Origin of the sequence: Amycolatopsis sp. CA-230715, assembly GCF_018736145.1 — a bacterium.
Classification (GTDB): domain Bacteria; phylum Actinomycetota; class Actinomycetes; order Mycobacteriales; family Pseudonocardiaceae; genus Amycolatopsis.
Window position 1 is genome coordinate 3,186,985 of sequence record NZ_CP059997.1, and the last position, 17,532, is coordinate 3,204,516.

Here is a 17,532-nt window from a genome sequence, read left to right on the forward strand (position 1 = left end):
CCTCACTCGGGATGCGGCGCGGGCAGCCGTGCGGTGATCTGCGCGTCGATCGCGTCGGCCAGTCCCGGAATCCGCGCTTCCAGGTCGGCGAACGCCTTGGCGTCCAGCCTGCGCGCGGTCACCGGGGTCAGCGCCGACACGGTCGCGGTGCGCAACCGCCCGCGCCGCAAGGAGATTTCCCCGATGATGTCGCCGGGACCGAGCTCGGCGATCTTGTCGCGGCCGTGGAACACCGAAGCTCGGCCCTCCAGCACGATGTAGGCGACGTCGCCGGGGGTCTGCTCGGAGATGAACGGCCACCCGGCGGGCACGGTGACGCCGCGGCCCGCCTTGCGGAGGCGGCGGACGTCGTCGGGGGGAAGCCGGTCGAACAGGGTGCGCTCGTCGGCTGATGGGGTCTCCGGCATGGCATCGCCTCCGTGGGATGGGACTGGAGCGGTGTAGGCGCCGGGCGCGTCGCCCGGCACCGCTGGACGACGTGGTGGCACCGCGGCGACGCGTTCGTACGGGGCGTGCTGCGGCGGGCGCGGATCGTGCTCGCCCTTGTTGGGCCACAGGGCGAAAGCGCGTTCGGCCTGTGCCGCGATGGTCAGCGACGGGTTCACGCCGAGGTTGGCCGTGATCGCCGTGCCGTCCACAATGGACAGACCGGGGTAGCCGAAGACCCGGTGGTACGGGTCGATCACGCCCTCTTCGGCGCTCGTCGCGATCGGCGCGCCGCCGATGAAGTGCGCGGTCAGCGGGATGTCGGCGAGTTCGCTCCAGGTGCCACCGGCGACGCCGTCGATCAGGGCCGCGGTGCGCTGGTTCGCTTCGTACGCGGCGGGGATGAAGGTGGGGTTCGGGGCGCCGTGCCCTTGCTTCGACGTGTACTTGCGGCGCCCGGACCGGGTCCGGCGGGTGTAGGTGGTGATGGAGTTGTCGAGGCTCTGCATCACCAGCAGGAGCACCGCGCGCTCGCTCCAGCGGTACCCGACCGCCACCTTCGCGACGCGCACGGGGTGCCGCGCCATGGTGCCCAGCATCTGCCGCCACCGCGGGGTCGCGCTGGCCCCGTCGGTCGCGACGGTCTGCAGCAGGCTCATCGCGTTGCTGCCCTTGCCGTACCGGACGGGTTCGACGTGGGTGACCGCGTCCGGGTGGAACGACGACGTGATCGCCACGCCGCGCGAAAAATCCTGTCGCGGGTCCACGCGCGGCCGGGCGGACCCGATGATCGCTTCGGAGTTCGTCCTGGTCAGTTCGCCCAGCCGCGGCGAGAGGTCCGGGAGCGATCCGGTGTCGCGCGCGTGGTGCAGCAGCCGCTGCGTCCCCCAGGTGCCCGCGGCGAGCACGACCCGGTCCGCGGTGAGGATGGCGCCGGTGCGGCGGAAAAGCCCGCCGGTAGGCCGGGTCCGCACCGCGAACCCGCCGTCGCGGTGCGGCGCCAGATCGACCACGGTGGTCATCGGGATGACCGTCGCACCCGCCCGTTCCGCGAGGTACAGGTAGTTCTTGGCGAGGGTGTTCTTCGCGCCGACGCGGCACCCCGTCATGCACGCCCCGCACTCGGTGCACCCCGTCCGCGGCGGGCCCGCGCCGCCGAAGTAGGGATCGGGGACCCGTTGCCCCGGCTCGCCGAAGTACACGCCGACCGGGGTCGGCCGGAACGTGTCCCCGACGCCCATCTCCGTGGCCACCGCCCGCATCACCTCGTCGGACGGCGTGACCGTCGGGTTGGTGACGACGCCGAGCATGCGGCTCGCCCGGTCGAAGTGCGGCGCCAGTTCGGCTTCCCAGTCCGTGATGTGCGCCCACTGGGTGTCGCGGTAGAACGGCTTGAGCGGGCGGTAGAGCGTGTTCGCGTAGACCAGCGACCCGCCGCCGACACCCGCGCCCGCCAGGATCATCACGTCCTTGAGCAGGTGCACCCGTTGGATCCCGTAGCAGCCGAACCGGGGCGCCCACAGGTATCGGCGCACATCCCAGGAGGTCTTCGCGAACTCGTGGTCGGCGAACCGGCGGCCCGCCTCGACGACCGCGACCCGGTAGCCCTTCTCGGTCAGCCGCAGCGCGGCCACGCTGCCGCCGAACCCCGAACCCACCACGATCACGTCGTAGTCGTGCACGGTCTGCCCTCGGGCACCTCTGCTGGGCGGCATCGTCATCTCTCTGTGCCGGGGTGATGGGCGCCAAGAATCGGCCACCGCGCGAGTGCGTGTCAAATTCTGTCACCGGTATTACAGCCGCCGGAGCGGAATTTGTTCTTCGGCGCGGTGCGGCGGGGCGCATTTCCCTGTTCGCTTGCTTCCGGTGGTACCTTCCATTCCGGTCAGCGTCCTGCGCGAAGGCGGTGTCGTTCCGTTGTCCAGCAAGTCACCTCCCCGGAAACCCCGGACCGTCGATGAGGTCGCGATGGCGGCCGTCCAGGACGCGCCGGACCCCGACGAAGCGCTCCGGCTGTTGTGGGACAACGCCGACGGTTTTCTGGGGGAAATGCTGGCACGCCGGTCGAAGCGATGGCCCGCGCGCCAGGAATAGCATTTCCCTCAATTGCGGAATCGTTCGGTCAGCCGAGGATCCGCGTGGCCGGCCACACCTTCGACCACGGCGCGGTCAGCCCACGGCACAGCCACACCGGGCGGCCCTGCTCGTCGTTGGCGAGGCCGTAACCGTTGTCCAGCACGGCGAGCTGGCGGACATCGCGGCACGCGGCCATCCACGTCAGCGGGACGCCGGGATCGCCGCCGACCACGACGGCGAGGTCGTTGTCCTCCGGTGGCGGGCCCCATTCGAAGAAACCGTTGTGCCCGCTGAAAACCGGGGGCAGCCCGAGTGCGGGACCGTACCGGTCGAGCGCGCCCGCCTCGCCGTAGTTGGTCGCGATCACCACCGCCCGCGCCCGATCCTGGTCTCCAAGCGCGCGATAGGCACCCGCCACGGTCTCGGCCAGTCGCGGCCAGCCCACCGTCTCACCGGGTTCCCTGTACATGGCGAGCGTGGGGCTGTCGCGCAGCGAGTCGACCGGGATCAGCGGCAGGCCGAGCAGCGCACCCGACAGCACCGCCAGCACGACCATGGCGGACACCAGCGCGGACCGCAGCCGCGAGCGCGCGCGGTCGAGCCAGCCGCCGGTCGCGATGGCTCCGGCGGCGAGCAGCGCGGGGAACCCGCCTGCCAGGTACAGCGCGTTGCCGCCGCCTGCCAGCAGGAGCACGAACATCACCAGGTAGGCGACGCCGAAAGCGCGGAACGGGCGCGCCGACGGCGTCCGCAGCAGCCGGACCAGCCCGGCCACGAAGACCGGGGCCAGCACCGGCCCGAACAGCGCGAACTGGAAGGGCAGCAGCCCCCACCGCCCGCCGAGCCGTTCCTTCGCGCTGATCGGGCCCATCATGCCCAGCTGCGGGAACCCGTGCTGGAGCTGCCAGATCAGGTTCGGCGCCCACAGCAGCGCCGCGGCCGCGATCCCGGCGACCAGCCACCAGCCGCGCACCACCTCACGGGGGCCGACCACGAGGATCGCGCCGAGCAGCGCGAGCACGGGCAGGGCGAGCAGGGTCTTGTTCTCCAGCCCGACGCCCGCGGCGACGCCGATCGCGAGCAGCAGCCGCCGGTCGCCGGTGCGGATCAGCCGCGCCACCAGCCAGCCGATCACCGCGGCGAAGAACAGGTCCGTCGTGTTGGTGACCAGGATGTGCCCGAGCTGCAGGGTGATCCCCGACGCCGCGGCGAACACCGCGGCCAGCAGCCGTGCCCGGCGATCCGCGCCCATCTCGGCGGCGATCAACGCGACCAGCAGCACGGTCGCCGTCGCGAGCACGACCGCGGGCAGGCGCAGCGCCCACACCTCCCCCGGCGCCAGTGCGTCGCCGAGTCTCGCCAGCAACGGCGTCAGCGGCGGCTGGTCCGGATAACCCCAAGCCAGTCGGCGCCCCGCGGCGAGGAAGTACAACTCGTCGCGGTGGTAGCCGTAGCCCGCGCTCGTGACCGCGAGCGTCGTGAAGACGGCGGCGGCGACCAGCCAGACCGGCAGGCCGAGCCGCGTGGACTTACCCCCCGTGCGCAGCACCCCCGAACCGTACGCGCCCCCACCCGCCCCGGCGCCACCTTTTCGACCCCGCTGGAATCCTTCGGGGCCCCTGGCCTGCATTTAGCGGGCTAAACGTCGTCAGCCGCCCCGTGGCGGAGGTGCCGGGTCGCGGGTGAGGCGAGCGGGACCAGTGCGACGGCGGCGTACAGGATCCCGGCCGCCGCGACGACCGCGAAGCCGCCGAAGGCACCGGCGAGCGGCCCGACGCCGAGCTGGCCGATCGGGATCGCGAGGTACGACAGCAGGTCGCCGTACGACGAAACCCGCGAGAGCGCGTGCGTCGGGACGTGCTCGGCCAACGAGGTTTCCCAGGCGACGCCCACCGCGGAAATCCCCAGCCCGGCGACGAAAGCGGCCGCGATCAGCCACGGCGCGCCCGCACCCGCGCCGAGTGCGAGGAACGGCAGCGCGCCGAGCGAGCACAGCGCCCAGCCCAGCCGCAGCAGGTGCCGGACCGCCAGCCGGTACAGCAGCGCGCTCATCACCAGCAGCCCGGCACCGCGCGCGCTGAGCACGTAGCCCCAGGTCGTTTCGCCGGAAAGCTGCCGTGTGAGCGCGGGCCCCAGCACCTGCCAGGTCCCGGTCTGCACCAGGTTGACGACGAAGAACGCCGCGGTGCCGAGCCACACCCACGGCAGGCGCCGGAACTCCGTCCAGCCTTCGCGGAGATCGGCCAGCACGGTCGTTTTCGCCGTGCGCACGGCGCCGGCCGGCAACCGCGCGAAGCACGCCGCCGCGACGAGGTAGGTCAGCGCGTCGAACGCGATCGCGGGCCCGCTCCCCGCGGCGACCACGAGCACGCCGGACAGGCTGGGGCCGAGGATCTTGGTGCCGTTGCGCGCGGACGCGAGCAGCGAGTTCGCCCGCCGGAGCCCGGATCCGCCGACGAGCTGCGGCACGATGCCGCGCAACGCGGGCGTGGTGAACGCCGCGGACGCGCCGCCGAACAGTTCCAGCACGGCCACCGCGACCGTGGAATACCGCCCGGTCAGCACCAACGCGGCCACCCCGGCCTGCGCGAGCCCCGAGCCGAGATTCGCCGCGGCCAGCACCGTGCGGCGGGAGAACCGATCGGCCGTCGCCCCGCCCAGCAGGAGGAACGCGAGCAGCGGCACCATCCTGGCGGCCAGCACGAGGCCGAGATCGCCGGGCCCGGAGGAGTCCAGCACCGCGAAGGCCAGCGCGACCGGAGCCATCGAGCTGCCTACCAGTGACACGAGCTGTCCGGTGAAGAACCAGTGGAACGAACGCACCGCGCGAGTGTCCGGAGACCCCGAGCCGGGCACTATCGTTTCGTCAGGAGGCGAAAGATGGTGCTGCTGCGGCTGAGTTCGCTCGCCCTGTCCCGATCGCGTTTCGCGCTGTCCCCGCTCGCCGAAACGATGGGCTCGATGATCGTGCTGGCCAAGCCGCGCACCGACGCGTGGCTGGCCGCCTGGCACGCGCGCCACCACGACCGTTTCCGCGCCGCGCTCGACGGCGATCCGTTCGCCACCGGTCTCGTCCGCCTGCTCGGCTCGACCAAGTGGATCCCCCGCTACGTCGCGATCCCGCCATCGGGCGGCATGCGCACGAGCTTCGCCGACGAACTGGCGAACGTCGCGAAAGCAGCCGACGGGAACGTGCGGGCGGGACTCGAGAAGTCCGTCGAGTACAGCTGGCGGCGGCACGATCTGGGCTGGCTGTCCGAAAAGGACCTCGCGGGGCGGACCGCCGAGGTGCTGGAGTTCGTGTGGCGGCAGCACGTGCGGCCGGACTGGCCGCGGCGGCGGACCCTGCTCGAACGCGATGTCACCTATCGGGCCGGGCTGCTCGCCGCGTACGGCTGGCCCGCCGCGTTACGGCGGATGGGCAGGCGCAGCGCGTGGGTCGGCGCCGACGCGATCTCCTTCGGCGACCGGGCCGCGCCCGACCGGATCGTCGGCGACGACGGGATGCTGTTCGTGCCGGTGAGCGTGTCGAGCGGTTCGTGGCTGTGCGAAGACCCGCCCGATCGCCACGCGCTGGTGTACCCGGCTCGCGGGTTCGCCGCCGAGGCGCGCGAACGACCGCGCGGCGCGCTGGGCAGGCTGCTCGGCGAGAACCGGGCCGCGATCCTGACCGAACTCGACCGCCCCGCGACCAGCAGCGAGCTCGCCGCGCTGCTGGACCTTTCGCTGGGCACCGTCGGCGGGCACCTGGCCGTGCTGCGCGACGCGGGCCTCGTCGTCGGCGAGCGCGCCGGGCGCCGCGTCGTCTACCGGCGGACCCGCCACGGTGACGACCTGGCCGCGCCGGGCTGAGAAATTGCCGCGGACTTTACCCCGGCAGCACCCGGAGATCATCCGCCAAGCGGGTTGTGTTCCGGAATCAGAAATGATCATGATGCATATCGCCACTGAAGTGAACAACGGCAGAATTACCCCTTGCGCCACCTTGAATCAATGGGTGTTCGCACTCCGTGCGACGGGGACCTTCCGGTAACTTTTCCGACTTTTCGCCGGTCAGGACGTCTCACAAAGTGATACACACCCTTTTCGTTACCTGGTTCATGATCTTTTTCTTACGGGCGCGTAACACCGGACTCCCGATGATCGATCCGTATTTCGGCACCCCACCAGGCAACGGCGCCCGACGATGCCCTGATTCTGTCGAAGAGGTCGAACTGTGCACGTCTTCCCCTTTCCCCGCGAACACCGCCCCGGCAGAGGGGATGCCGGGAGATGACGGTTTCCGAACTTTCCGGCGACCGGCTCGGCCCGGCTCCCGAACGCCCTGTCCCCTGCCGTCGGCTCCACCAGGTCTTCGAGGCCGCGGCGCGCCGGTTCCCCGGTTCCGTCGCGGTGGAACGCGAAGACGACGGCCTGACCTACGCCGAATTGGACGAACGCGCGAACCGGCTCGCGCACGTGCTGCGCGGCCGCGGGATCGGCGAAGGATCGCGAGTGGCGATCCTGCTGCACCGCTCGTTCGACACCTACGTCGCGCTGCTCGGCGTCGGCAAGTCCGGCGCCGCCTTCGTGCCGATCGACCCGGCCTCCCCACCGGACCGGATCGCCTACATCACCGAGGATTCGGCCGTCGATCTGCTGCTGACCACCGGTGATCTCGCGGTCGACGGGCTCGCCTGCCGGACCCTCGACCTCGACGCGGCGGGCCGGGAACTGGCCGCAGCGCCCGCCACCCCGCCGGAACTGGGCGCGGACGACCCCGACCCGGCTGCCTACGTCATCTACACCTCGGGCTCCAGCGGCAGGCCGAAAGGGGTCGAGGTCGCGCAGTCGAGCATCTGCAACTTCCTCGACGTCGTGCCGGAGGTCTACGACGTGCGGCCGTCGGACCGCGTCTACCAGGGCATGACAATCTCGTTCGACTTCTCGATCGAGGAGATCTGGCCGACCTGGTCGGTCGGCGCGACGCTGGTGGCCGGGCCGAACGATTCGCGCAGGCTGGGCGCGGAACTCGCGGACTTCCTGGAACAGCGCCGGGTTTCGGTGCTCTACTGCGTGCCGACGCTGCTGGCGACCATCCCGCGCGAACTGCCGCTGATCAGGTCGCTGCTGGTCGGCGGCGAAGCCTGCCCGGCCCAGCTCGTCGAGCGGTGGGCGCGCAAGGGCCGCCGCATCCTCAACACCTACGGCCCCACCGAAGCGACGGTGACCGCGACCTGGTGCGAGCTGCTGCCCGGCCGCACCGTGACGATCGGGAAGCCCCTGCCGACCTACTCCGCGTTCCTGCTCGACGAGGCGCGGAGCCCGGTCCCGGACGGGCACGTCGGCGAAATCTGCCTCGGCGGCCCCGGGGTCGCGCGCGGTTACGTGGGACGGCCGGAGCTGACCGCGGACAAGTTCATCGAGCACCCGCTCAGCGGTGGCGGGCGGCTGTACCGCACCGGCGACCTCGGCCGGTACACCGAAGACGGGGAGATCGAATACCTCGGGCGCGCCGACGCCGAGGTGAAGATCCGCGGCTACCGCGTCGATCTCGGCGAGATCGAAAACATCCTGCTCGCCGATCCGGAGGTGTCCGAAGCGGTGGCGGCGCTGGTCGCCCCGGCCGACGGCGCACCCGAACTGGTCGCCTTCATCGTGCGCGCGCCCGGCGCGGAGTCCGATGTGGACATTTCGCGACGGCTGCACGAGGAGGTCCACAAGCGACTGCCCGCGTACATGGTGCCCGCGTTCCTCGACGTGCTGCCCGCGCTGCCGGTCATGCCCAGCGGCAAGGTCGACCGGGCGAAACTCCCGTTCCCTGCCGGAAAACGCCTGACCTTCGTCGACGGCCCCGTGGTCGACGCCGAGGGCGAGCTGGAAACGCGGGTGCGCGAGGTGTGGGCCGAGACCTTCGGGCTGGTGGCCGCCGAGCTGTCCGTGGAAGCGGACTTCTTCGACGATCTCGGCGGCCATTCCCTGCTGGCCGCGCAGGTCGTGTCCCTGCTGCGGGCCCGCGGGATCGGGACGAGCCCCGCGGTCCGCGACCTCTACGCGAACCCGACCGTGCGCGCGCTCGCGAAACAGCTCGACGCGCAGCCCGCGCCGGGAGCCGCGCTGCCGCCGAGGGTTCCGCCGATCCGGCACTCCGCCCGCCGCATCGGCGGCGCTGGCGCGGCGCAGGCGGTGGCGATCTACGGCCTGCTGCTGCTCGTCACGCTCCCGGTGTCCTATGTGTACACCCAGAACGACGGCGACGTGTCGGTCGACGTGCTGGTGGAACTGCTCGTCGCGATACTGGTGAGCTACCTCGGCGTGCGCTGGGTGGTGCCGCCGCTGCTCGCGAGGCCGCTGTCCGCCGGGATCCGGCCGGGCCGCTACCGCCTGTGGGGCCCGACCTATCTGCGCCTGTGGGTGCTCGACCTGCTGCTCGCGGTCGGCCCGCTGCCGGTGCTCAGCGGTTCTCCGCTGATGGCGGTGTACCTGCGCGTGCTCGGCGCGAAGATCGGGCGGCGGACCACGATCGCGAGCAGTTCGATCAGCCTGCCCTCGATGGTCCACATCGGACCCGACGCGTCGATCGGCTACGGCGCGGTGCTGCGGCCGTGGCGGGTGGAGGACGGCTGGGTGGTGGTCGCGCCGATCACCGTCGGGCGCGGCGCCTTCGTCGGCGCGAACGCGGTGCTGGAGCCGGGAAGCACCGTGGGCGAACGGGCGGCGCTCGGCGAGCAGTCCGTGCTCGGCCAGCACCAGCACATCCCGGCCGGGGCGCGCTGGTCGGGATCTCCCGCCGAACCCGTCGACGCGCTGGAGGCGTCGACGGAATCCGTCCTGGCCGCGCGCGGCGAACTGCGCGGCTGGCGGCCGCACCACGTCGCGGTTTCCTTGTGCGGCTTGGCGTTCCTCGAAGTGGTGGCGATCGCGATGATCGTGCCCGGGGTGGCGCTCGTGTGGTGGGCGCTGCTCGGCTGGGGCGTGCTGGCCGGGCTCGTCGCGACGGTGTTCGCCGGGCCGGTGTTCGTGCTCACCGTGTGCGCGGTGGTGGCGCTGGGAAAGCGCGCCGTGCTGCGCACCATCCCGGTCGGGGTGTTCGGTGTCCGCTCGATGCTCGGCGTGCGCAAGTGGATCGTGGACAAGCTGCTGGAATTCAGCCTCCTGTTCACGAATTCGCTCTACGCCACGCTGTACACGGTGCCGTGGCTGCGGTTGCTCGGCGCGCGGATCGGACGGCGCGCCGAGGTGTCGACGGCCGCGCATCTCGACCCGGACCTGCTCACGCTCGGCGCGGAAACGTTCGTCGCGGACATGGCGAGCGTCGGCTGCGCGACCTTCGCGAACGGCAGGGTGGTGCTGCTGCCCACCGAAATCGGCAGCCGCGCGTTCATCGGGAACGCCGCGTTCGTCCCGGCCGGGACGAGCATGGGCTCCGGTTCGCTCGTCGGCGTCGGCACGGTGCCGCCGTCCGACGGCGTGCCTCAGGACACGTCGTGGCTCGGCTCGCCCGCGATGCATCTGCCGGTGCGGCAGGACAGCGGCGACTTCGGCGACTTCGGTGAGGAGGAGACGTTTTCCCCGCCGCGCAAGGTGATCGCGCACCGGCTGGCGATCGAGTTCTGCCGCGCGACGCTGCCCGCGTCGGTGCTCGGCGTCAGCTTCTACCTCTACCTGCTGGTGCTGTCCGGGCTCGCGGAAGGCAACTACCTGATCGTCCCCGCGCTGGTTTCGCCGTTCGTCGCGATCGCGGCCGCCATCGCGGTCATCGGCTACTGCGCGGCGACGAAGCGCAACGTCGTCGGGAAGTACCGGCCCCGCGTCGAACCGCTGTGGAGCCCGTTCGTGCGGCGGGCCGAGTTCGTCACCGGGCTCTACGAGGCGGCCGCCGTTCCCGCCGGTGTCGGAATGCTCGTGGGGACGCCGTTCCTGCCGCCGGTGCTGCGCTGGTTCGGCGCCGACATCGGGCGCCGCACCTGGATCGGCACCACCTATCTCACCGAATTCGATCTCGTGCACGTCGGCGACGACGCGACCGTCGGCACGGAATCCTCACTGCAGACCCATTTATTCGAGGACAGGGTGATGAAGATGTCGCGAGTGACCATCGAGGCCGGGAGCACGATCGGCACCAGGGCGATCGTGCTGTACGACGCAGTGGTCGGCGAGGAGGTGTCGCTCGGTTCGCTGTCGCTGCTGATGAAGGGCGAACGGTTGCCGAAAAGCACGCGCTGGCACGGAATTCCCGCGCAGGGGGTCCGATGAACCTCGCGCTGGTTTACCGCGGCCCCGCCACGACGGAAGGCTGCCCGGAAGCGGTCGCGAACCTGCTGGAATCGAGCCAGTGGGACTTCGACGTCCGCTACGTCGGCCCTGACGAGGCGCTGAAGCTCAAGCGGAAAACCCTCGACCAAGCCGTGCTGTACGCACAACCCGGCGGCGGGACCCTCGAAGACGCCTACCCCCACCTGAAGAAGCGGCGCGACGCGATCCGCGACTTCGTCTCCGAGGGCGGCGCGTACCTCGGGTTCTGCCTCGGCGGTTACCTCGCGGGCGCGACCCCCGGATTCGGGTTGCTGCCCGGCGACACCGACCAGTACATCATCACCCGCGCCGCGACGGTGTCCCACGACGAGAACGCGCTCGTGCGCGTGTACGGCTCCGGACGCGCGCACACGCTGTTCTTCCAGGACGGGCCGTACTTCTGGCTCGACAGCGGCGCACGCGCGACCGTGCTCGCGCGCTACCCGAACGACACGATCGCCGCCGTGGTCACCGAATTCGGCGCGGGCAAGGTCGGCGTCGTCGGACCACATCCCGAAGCGACCGAGGACTGGTTCACCGACGCCGGGCTCGCGGTGCCGAGGAACGGCGGGCTGGGACTGGAACTCGTCGACGCGGTGATGAGATCGTGAACACCCGGCTGGTCGCGATCGACGCCACGCGCGGGATCGCGCTGCTCGGCATGATCGCCGTGCATTCGCTCTACGAGTCCAAACCGGACGGTAGTCCGACGTGGACGTTCGCAGTGTTCGGCGGGCGCGCGGCCGCCGGGTTCGCGGTGCTGGCCGGGGTGGGGATCGCGTTCATGACCGGGCGGGCGCGCGTGAAGCGGCGCGACGCACTGCCGACCGCGTCGATGCTCGTGATGCGGGCGCTCGCGGTGACCGCGATCGGGCTCGCGCTCGGCTACGCCGACGCGTCGTTCGGCGCGGTGATCCTGCCGTACTACGGCGTGATGTTCCTGCTGGCCGTGCCGCTGGTGTTCCTGCCGACGCCGGTGGTCGGCGCGCTCGGCGCCGCGTTCGCGGTCGGCATGCCCGTGGCGAGCCACGTGTGGCTGGCGCACCTGCCGCTGGCGAACCTCGACAACCCGACCGTCTCCGATCTGGTGCACCAGCCGATGACGCTGCTGACCGAGCTTGCCGTGAACGGCGAATACCCGGCGCTGCCGTGGATGGCGTACCTGTGCGCGGGAATCGTGGTCGGGCGGCTCTCGTTGCGCAGCGTCAAGGTCGCGGCCGCGATGCTGACCGCCGGGGTGGCGATGGCCGTCGGCTCGTCGGTGGTGTCTTCGCTGCTGCTCACCAGGTTCGGCGGGCTCGTGCACATCTGGACCGCGATGCCGGGAAGCATCCTCACCTCGGCCGAAACCGCGGAAATGCTGGCACTGGGCGGGGATGGCACGGTGCCGTCGTCGACGTGGTGGTGGCTCGCCGTCGACGCGCCGCACACCAGCACGCCGCTGGACTTAATCGGCACGACCGGTACCGCGATCGGCGTGCTGGGACTGCTGCTCCTGCTCGGGCACCTGACCGGGAAATGGGCGCGGCGGGTGCGCGCCGCCGTGCTGGGCCCGCTCGCCGCGGCGGGCAGCATGACGCTGACGCTGTATGTCGCGCACATCGTGTTCATCAACTCCGACTACGACCAGTACGGCGCCACCGAGGGCTACCTCCTGCAAGCCGCGGCCGCACTGCTGATCGGCCTGGCCTGGCGCGCCACCGCGGGCCGCGGCCCCCTGGAAGCCCTGGTGACCGCGTTGGCGAGTCGCGCGAAACGCCTGACCGCTCCCCTTCCCGCGCCCGCGTGATCCTCGGGGTCCGGCTCCATGCCTCGAAAGTGGCTTTCGGGGCGCTACATTCCCCGAAAGCCACCTTCGGGGCATGCGCAAGCCCCGGCCGCACGCCTGCGAGGGCCGCGAAAGTGGCGCTAGATTCCCCGAAGGTGGCCTTCGGGGCATGGCGGGCGAAGCTCGCGCGCGGGCTCCATGCGGGGCGGGACTCGCCCCCGTTTCCCGGTTTCGGCAACAGGAATTTGCCGCGGGGTGGGTGCGGAATCCAGGCTGGAGGTCCGCTCCGGGAGAGCGGATCCGCCTAGCCGCAAGGAAAACCCCATGCCCGTGCTCGACCCGCCGCGCCCTGCCACGAAGCTGCCCCTTGGCGTCTACCTGCTCGCCTTCAGCCTGCTCGCGATGGGCAGCACCGAGTTCCTCGTGGCGGGCGTGCTGCCCGCGATCGCCGAGGACCTGCGGATCAGCTTGCCCGCCGCCGGGGCGCTGATCACCGCGTTCGCGGTCGCGGTGGTGCTCGGCGGGCCGCCCATGGCGGTGCTGACCCTGCGCTGGCCGCGCCGGACCACGCTGGTGGCCACGCAGCTGGTGTTCGCCGCTTCGCTCGCCGTGGGCCTGTCGACCGGCAGCTACGGCGTGCTGCTGGCCACCCGGTTCCTCTGCGGGCTCGCCTATGCCGGGTTCTGGGCGATCGCGGCGGTGACCGCGGTCAACCTGGTCCCGGCGGACCGCACCGCGCGCGCGTCGGGGGTGGTGGTCAGCGGGCTGAGCGTCGCGATGATCGCCGGAGGCCCGGCCAGCGCGCTGCTCAGCCATTTCACCGGGTGGCGGGGCGGTTTCTGGGCGGTGAGCGCACTGACCGTGCTCGCCGCGGTCCTGACGCTGGCCGCCGTGCCCGCGACCGAACCGTCCGCGGAACCCAGTGTGCGGCGGGAACTCCGCGCCATGAAGCAGCCGCGGCTGTTCGCCGTGTACGCCGCCACCCTCCTGAGCACCGCCGCCTACATGATCTCGTACAACTACCTGGCGCCGATCCTGACCGATCTCACCGGCCTCCCGTCCGCGTGGGTCCCCGCGGTCCTCGCGCTGTTCGGCATCGGGGCCTTCGCCGGGCTCTCGCTCGGCGGGCGGATCGCCGACATCCGCCCGTTCCCCGCGCTTCTGCTGGGGGCGACAGGAATCGCTCTGTGTTCGATCGCGCTCGCCTTGCTCGCCTCGCACGTCATCGCGGTCCTCGTCGTCGTCCCGCTGCTCGGGATCGCGGGATTCGTGCTCAACCCGGCCATCTACGGGCGGGTGTTCACGCTCGCGGCGGAGGCGCCCACCCTCGCCGGATCGGCCACCGTGTCGATGTTCCAGCTCGGTATCAGCCTCGTCCCCGTCTTCGCGGGAATCGCCCTCAACGCGGGCGCCGGGCTCACCGCACTCCCCTGGATCGGTGCCGGACTCGCACTTCTCGTCATCCCAGCCGTCCTCTTCGACCGCACGATCACCCGCCGCCGCGGCCACTAGCCTTGCAGCGCCCCGAAAGCCACAGTGGGATCCGCGGAGGATCTGGCTCGGAAAGTCCCAGTGATATCAGGTGACGGGTCGCGGTCGGCTCCGCGATATCAGTGGCGGGGTCAGTCCCCGAAGGCCACCTTCGGGGACTCTAGCGCCACATTCTCGGCCCTCGCGGGCGTGCGGGCAAGGCTGCGCATGCCCCGAAGGTGGCCTTCGGGGCGCCAGACGCCACAAATCCACCCCTCGCACGCTCCACCGCCGCGACCCGCATGCCCCGAAAGTGACCTTCGGGGCGCTACATTCCCCGAAAGCCACCTTCACGGCATCACCAGTTCCCCGCCGAGGCAGCAGAAGCCCTTACCAGAGCCGATTTCCCGGCGCGAGTACCGGGCACGGCCGAAAGCGATCACAGCCTCCCGCCGCTCGCCGAATCGCCGCCGGAAAGCTTCTGCGCCAAGTAGACCGGCACCGTCGAGGCGACGATCAGCACGGCCGCGACGACGTTCACGATTGGCGCCTGGTTCGGCCGGAACAGGTTGTTGTAGATCCAGATCGGCAGCGTTTCCATTCCGGTGCCCAGGGTGAACGTGGTCACGATGATCTCGTCGAACGACAGCGCGAACGCGAGCAGGCCACCCGCGAGCAAAGCCGAGCGCAGCATCGGGAAGGTGACGAGCCGGAACGTGGTGATGCCGTTCGCGCCGAGGTCCATCGACGCCTCTTCGAGGTTGCCGCCCATCCGCCGCAGCCTGGCCACCACGTTGTTGAACACCACCACGACGCAGAACGTCGCGTGCGCCACGATCGCGGTGAACAGCCCGAGGTCGATGCCGAGGATCGTCCGGAACGCGTTGTTGAGCGCGATACCGGTGACGATCCCCGGCAGCGCGATCGGCAGGATGATCAGCAGCGACACCGGGTTGCGGCCGTAGAAGCGGTAGCGCTGCAACGCGAACGCGGCCATCGTGCCGAGCACGAGCGCGATCGCGGTGGCCGCGAGCCCCGCCTGCACGCTCGTCCACAGTGCACTGACCGCGCCGTCGTTCGAAATCGCGCGCGACCACCATTCCAGCGTGAACCCCGAAGGCGGCCAGCCGAACGTGGTGTCGGTGTTGAACGAGTTGAGCAGCACCACGAGCAGCGGGAAGTAGAGCACCGCGAGCCCGAGCACCAGCGCCGCGAGCAGAAGGTACTTGACCTTCTTCGAAATCACCACGACGGACTCCTAGTCTCTGTTCCTGAAGCGGCGGAGCCGCTTGGGTGGCCGTCAGCTCGCGCCGCCACCCGCACCGCCACGCAAGCTTCTGCCGTTGTTGCATTTACAGGTTGTCGAGCGCGCCGGTTCGGCGCACTGCGGCCAAGTAGACGAGCATGATCACCACGGGCACGGTGGCCACGGTCGCCGCGAACGGCAGGTTGTTGGCCGCGCCGATGTTGTCGTAGACGACGTTGCCGAGCATCTGGCTGGTGCCGCCGACGATCTTCACCGCGATGTAGTCCCCGAGCGACAACGAAAAGGTGAAGATCGAACCGGCCACCACGGCGGGGAAGGTCAGCGGCAGGACCACCGACCGGAACGTGCGGAACGACTTCGCGCCGAGATCACCGGAAGCGTCCACAAGGGAGTCAGGAAGGCGTTCCAGCCCCGCGTAGATCGGCAGGATCATGTACGGCAACCACAGGTAGGACAACGTGATCACGGTCGCCAGCACACCGTAACCCGGACCGTCCATTCCGAACGGTGCCAGCAGCCAGTGCAGCACTCCGTTGCCGGACAACATGGTCCGCCACGCGTACGCCTTCACCAGGTAGCTCGCCCACAGCGGGGTCATCACCGCGATCACGAGCAGCCGCCGCGCTCGCCGCGACGCGAACTTCGCCATGTAGAAGGCCATCGGGAACGCGATCACCGCGTCGATCACCGTCACCAGCGCCGCGATTCCCAGTGTGCGCAACGTGATCGAGCGGTACACCGCGTCGTGGAAGAGCGTGACGAAGTTGTCGAACGACCACTCGGTGACCACCTTGCCGGTGAAGGTGTCGGTGTGCCAGAACGCGGTGACGAACAGCGCCGCCAGCGCGCCGAGGTAGGCGATGCCGAGCCACAGCAGCGGCACGGACAGCAGGAAACCCAGCCGCAGCCGCGGTTTCCGGTACATGAAGCGGGAGAGCGAACTCGCCGAAACCATCGGGGAACCTCCGGGAAGGGGAGGCACCGCGGGCGGGGGTGGGGCCCGCGGCGCCTCCGGTCAGGCCAGGGACTCAGCCCTTGATTTCGGTCCAAGCACGAGTCCACTCGCCGTAGTCCTTGCACTTGACGTCGGTGCGACCGTCGAGGCATTGGGCGATCGGGGTGGTCCAGTACGAGATCTTCTTGGCGAACTCGGCGTCACCCGCGTGGTAGGTGTCGCAGTGCTTCTTGTCCGTGGTTTCCGCGCACGCCTTGGCGTTTCCGGGTGCTTCGCCGAAGTACTCGGCGACCTGCGCGTTGACCTTCGGCGAGATGATGTGGTTCATCCACTTGTAGGCGCACGTCTTGTGCTTCGACTTCGCCGACACCATCCAGGTGTCCGACCACCCGGTGGCGCCTTCGGTCGGCAGCACTGATTCCACCGGCGCGCCTTCGCTCTTCGTGAGGTTCACGGTGACCTGCCACGCGGTGCCGACCACCCCGTCGCCGTTCTTGAGCGCCTGGCTTTCCTTGAGGTAGTCCGACCAGTACTCGTTCACCAGCGGGCGCTGCTGCTTGAGCAGGTCGACCGCGGCCTTGAACTGCTTGTCGTCCAACGCGTACGGGTCCTTGATGCCCAGCTCCGGCTGGTGCTTCTGCAGATACAGCGCGGCGTCGGCGATGTAGATGGGCGAGTCGTAGGCGATCACTTTGCCCTTGTACGGCGAATTCTGGTCGAACATCACCGACCACGAGTTCGGCGGCGGGGTCACCTTGTCGGTGCGCCAGGTGAGCAGGTTCGCGCCCCAGCCGTGCGGGACGCCGTAGGAGACGTTGTTGACGCTGTTCCACGGCTTGTTCTTGAGGAACCCGTACACGTCGGCGTAGTTCGGCACGAGCGAGGTGTTCACCGGCTCGACGTCACCGGAGGCGACCAGCCGCAACGACGCGTCGCCGGAGGCGGAAACCACGTCGTAGTCACCGGTCTTCATCAGGTTGACGGCCTCGTCCGAGGTCCCGAACGGCTTGACGTTGACCTTGCAGCCGGTTTCCTGCTCGAACGGCGTGACCCAGTTGACCTTCGGGTCGTTCGCGCCGTTTTCCGCGTATCCCGGCCACGCCAGCACGTTCAGCGCGCCTTCGGGCTGGCCGAGCTGCCCGAGCGGCTCCAGCGTGGGTGGCGTGAACCCCTGCGCGCCGGGAGGCGCACTGGACGAACCGCTTCCCGAAGTGCCGCAGGCGGCGAGCAGCAGGCCCGCGCCGAGCAGTCCGGCGACCGCCAGCTTCCTGTTCTTCATGACAACCCTTTCGCTGA

Annotated in this window: 12 protein-coding genes and 1 pseudogene; 6 read left to right on the forward strand and 7 right to left on the reverse strand. The window is 70.3% G+C overall.

All coding sequences use genetic code 11. The features are described 5' to 3' along the window. Positions 1–2: 2 nt before the first annotated feature. Positions 3–407 (reverse strand): Crp/Fnr family transcriptional regulator, encoded by a 405-nt coding sequence (locus HUW46_RS48325; RefSeq protein ID WP_254126606.1) that lies wholly within the window; start codon positions 405–407, stop codon positions 3–5. A 36-nt stretch (positions 408–443) separates the two neighbouring features. Beyond that, a pseudogene (locus HUW46_RS14800) lies at positions 444–2,141 on the reverse strand (FAD-dependent oxidoreductase); the annotation flags it as partial. Positions 2,142–2,283: 142 nt separating this feature from the next. Between HUW46_RS14800 and HUW46_RS14805 the strand changes: the two are divergent. Next, a complete protein-coding gene (locus HUW46_RS14805) occupies positions 2,284–2,520 on the forward strand; it encodes a hypothetical protein (RefSeq protein WP_215547829.1) in 237 nt (78 codons plus the stop codon). A 28-nt stretch (positions 2,521–2,548) separates the two neighbouring features. On the opposite strand, the gene HUW46_RS14810 is transcribed toward HUW46_RS14805, so the two are convergent. Both HUW46_RS14810 and HUW46_RS14815 read right to left on the reverse strand, forming a co-directional pair. Further along, entirely contained in the window at positions 2,549–4,051 is a 1,503-nt protein-coding gene (locus HUW46_RS14810; protein WP_215547830.1) for an ArnT family glycosyltransferase, read from the reverse strand. Between the two features lie 89 nt (positions 4,052–4,140). Then, positions 4,141–5,325, reverse strand: a complete 1,185-nt coding sequence (locus HUW46_RS14815) for an MFS transporter (RefSeq protein ID WP_215547831.1) — start codon at positions 5,323–5,325, stop codon at positions 4,141–4,143. Positions 5,326–5,382: 57 nt separating this feature from the next. Here HUW46_RS14815 and HUW46_RS14820 point away from each other — a divergent pair, with 57 nt between their 5' ends. The 5 genes from HUW46_RS14820 (at position 5,383) to HUW46_RS14840 (ending at position 14,056) form a co-directional block, all read left to right on the forward strand. Then, the gene (locus tag HUW46_RS14820) at positions 5,383–6,354 is read left to right on the forward strand and encodes an ArsR/SmtB family transcription factor (RefSeq protein ID WP_215547832.1); all 972 of its coding nucleotides are present in this window, start codon (positions 5,383–5,385) and stop codon (positions 6,352–6,354) included. A 420-nt stretch (positions 6,355–6,774) separates the two neighbouring features. Next, complete coding sequence (locus HUW46_RS14825) at positions 6,775–10,737, forward strand: Pls/PosA family non-ribosomal peptide synthetase (RefSeq protein WP_215547833.1); 3,963 nt, start codon at positions 6,775–6,777, stop codon at positions 10,735–10,737. Beyond that, the gene (locus tag HUW46_RS14830; protein WP_215547834.1) at positions 10,734–11,387 is read left to right on the forward strand and encodes a BPL-N domain-containing protein; all 654 of its coding nucleotides are present in this window, start codon (positions 10,734–10,736) and stop codon (positions 11,385–11,387) included. The genes HUW46_RS14825 and HUW46_RS14830 overlap by 4 nt, the downstream gene beginning before the upstream one ends. Continuing rightward, positions 11,384–12,565: a heparan-alpha-glucosaminide N-acetyltransferase domain-containing protein gene (locus HUW46_RS14835; protein WP_215547835.1), complete on the forward strand. Its 1,182-nt coding sequence runs from the start codon at positions 11,384–11,386 to the stop codon at positions 12,563–12,565. Before HUW46_RS14830 ends, HUW46_RS14835 begins: the two co-directional genes overlap by 4 nt. A gap of 303 nt (positions 12,566–12,868) precedes the next feature. After that, on the forward strand, positions 12,869–14,056 hold the full coding sequence (locus HUW46_RS14840) for an MFS transporter (RefSeq protein WP_215547836.1): 1,188 nt from the start codon (positions 12,869–12,871) through the stop codon (positions 14,054–14,056). 397 nt (positions 14,057–14,453) lie between these two features. Here the strand turns inward: HUW46_RS14840 and HUW46_RS14845 are convergent, their stop codons facing one another. From HUW46_RS14845 to HUW46_RS14855, 3 genes are all read right to left on the reverse strand, one after another. Beyond that, entirely contained in the window at positions 14,454–15,263 is an 810-nt protein-coding gene (locus tag HUW46_RS14845; protein ID WP_215547837.1) for an ABC transporter permease, read from the reverse strand. Between the two features lie 103 nt (positions 15,264–15,366). Then, positions 15,367–16,236 (reverse strand): ABC transporter permease, encoded by an 870-nt coding sequence (locus HUW46_RS14850; protein WP_215547838.1) that lies wholly within the window; start codon positions 16,234–16,236, stop codon positions 15,367–15,369. A 73-nt stretch (positions 16,237–16,309) separates the two neighbouring features. Continuing rightward, positions 16,310–17,515 carry an ABC transporter substrate-binding protein gene (locus HUW46_RS14855; protein WP_215547839.1) on the reverse strand — a complete coding sequence of 402 codons (1,206 nt, stop codon included), beginning with the start codon at positions 17,513–17,515 and terminating at the stop codon, positions 16,310–16,312. Between the last annotated feature and the right edge of the window lie 17 nt (positions 17,516–17,532).

Excerpts from the sequence above, each read along its gene's own strand:
- HUW46_RS48325 (WP_254126606.1), bottom strand. The coding sequence starts at position 407 with ATGCCGGAGACCCCATCAGCCGACGAGCGCACCCTGTTCGACCGGCTT.
- HUW46_RS14820 (WP_215547832.1), top strand. The coding sequence starts at position 5,383 with ATGGTGCTGCTGCGGCTGAGTTCGCTCGCCCTGTCCCGATCGCGTTTC.
- HUW46_RS14825 (WP_215547833.1), top strand. The coding sequence starts at position 6,775 with ATGACGGTTTCCGAACTTTCCGGCGACCGGCTCGGCCCGGCTCCCGAA.
- HUW46_RS14830 (WP_215547834.1), top strand. The coding sequence starts at position 10,734 with ATGAACCTCGCGCTGGTTTACCGCGGCCCCGCCACGACGGAAGGCTGC.
- HUW46_RS14840 (WP_215547836.1), top strand. The coding sequence starts at position 12,869 with ATGCCCGTGCTCGACCCGCCGCGCCCTGCCACGAAGCTGCCCCTTGGC.
- HUW46_RS14850 (WP_215547838.1), bottom strand. The coding sequence starts at position 16,236 with ATGGTTTCGGCGAGTTCGCTCTCCCGCTTCATGTACCGGAAACCGCGG.
- HUW46_RS14855 (WP_215547839.1), bottom strand. The coding sequence starts at position 17,515 with ATGAAGAACAGGAAGCTGGCGGTCGCCGGACTGCTCGGCGCGGGCCTG.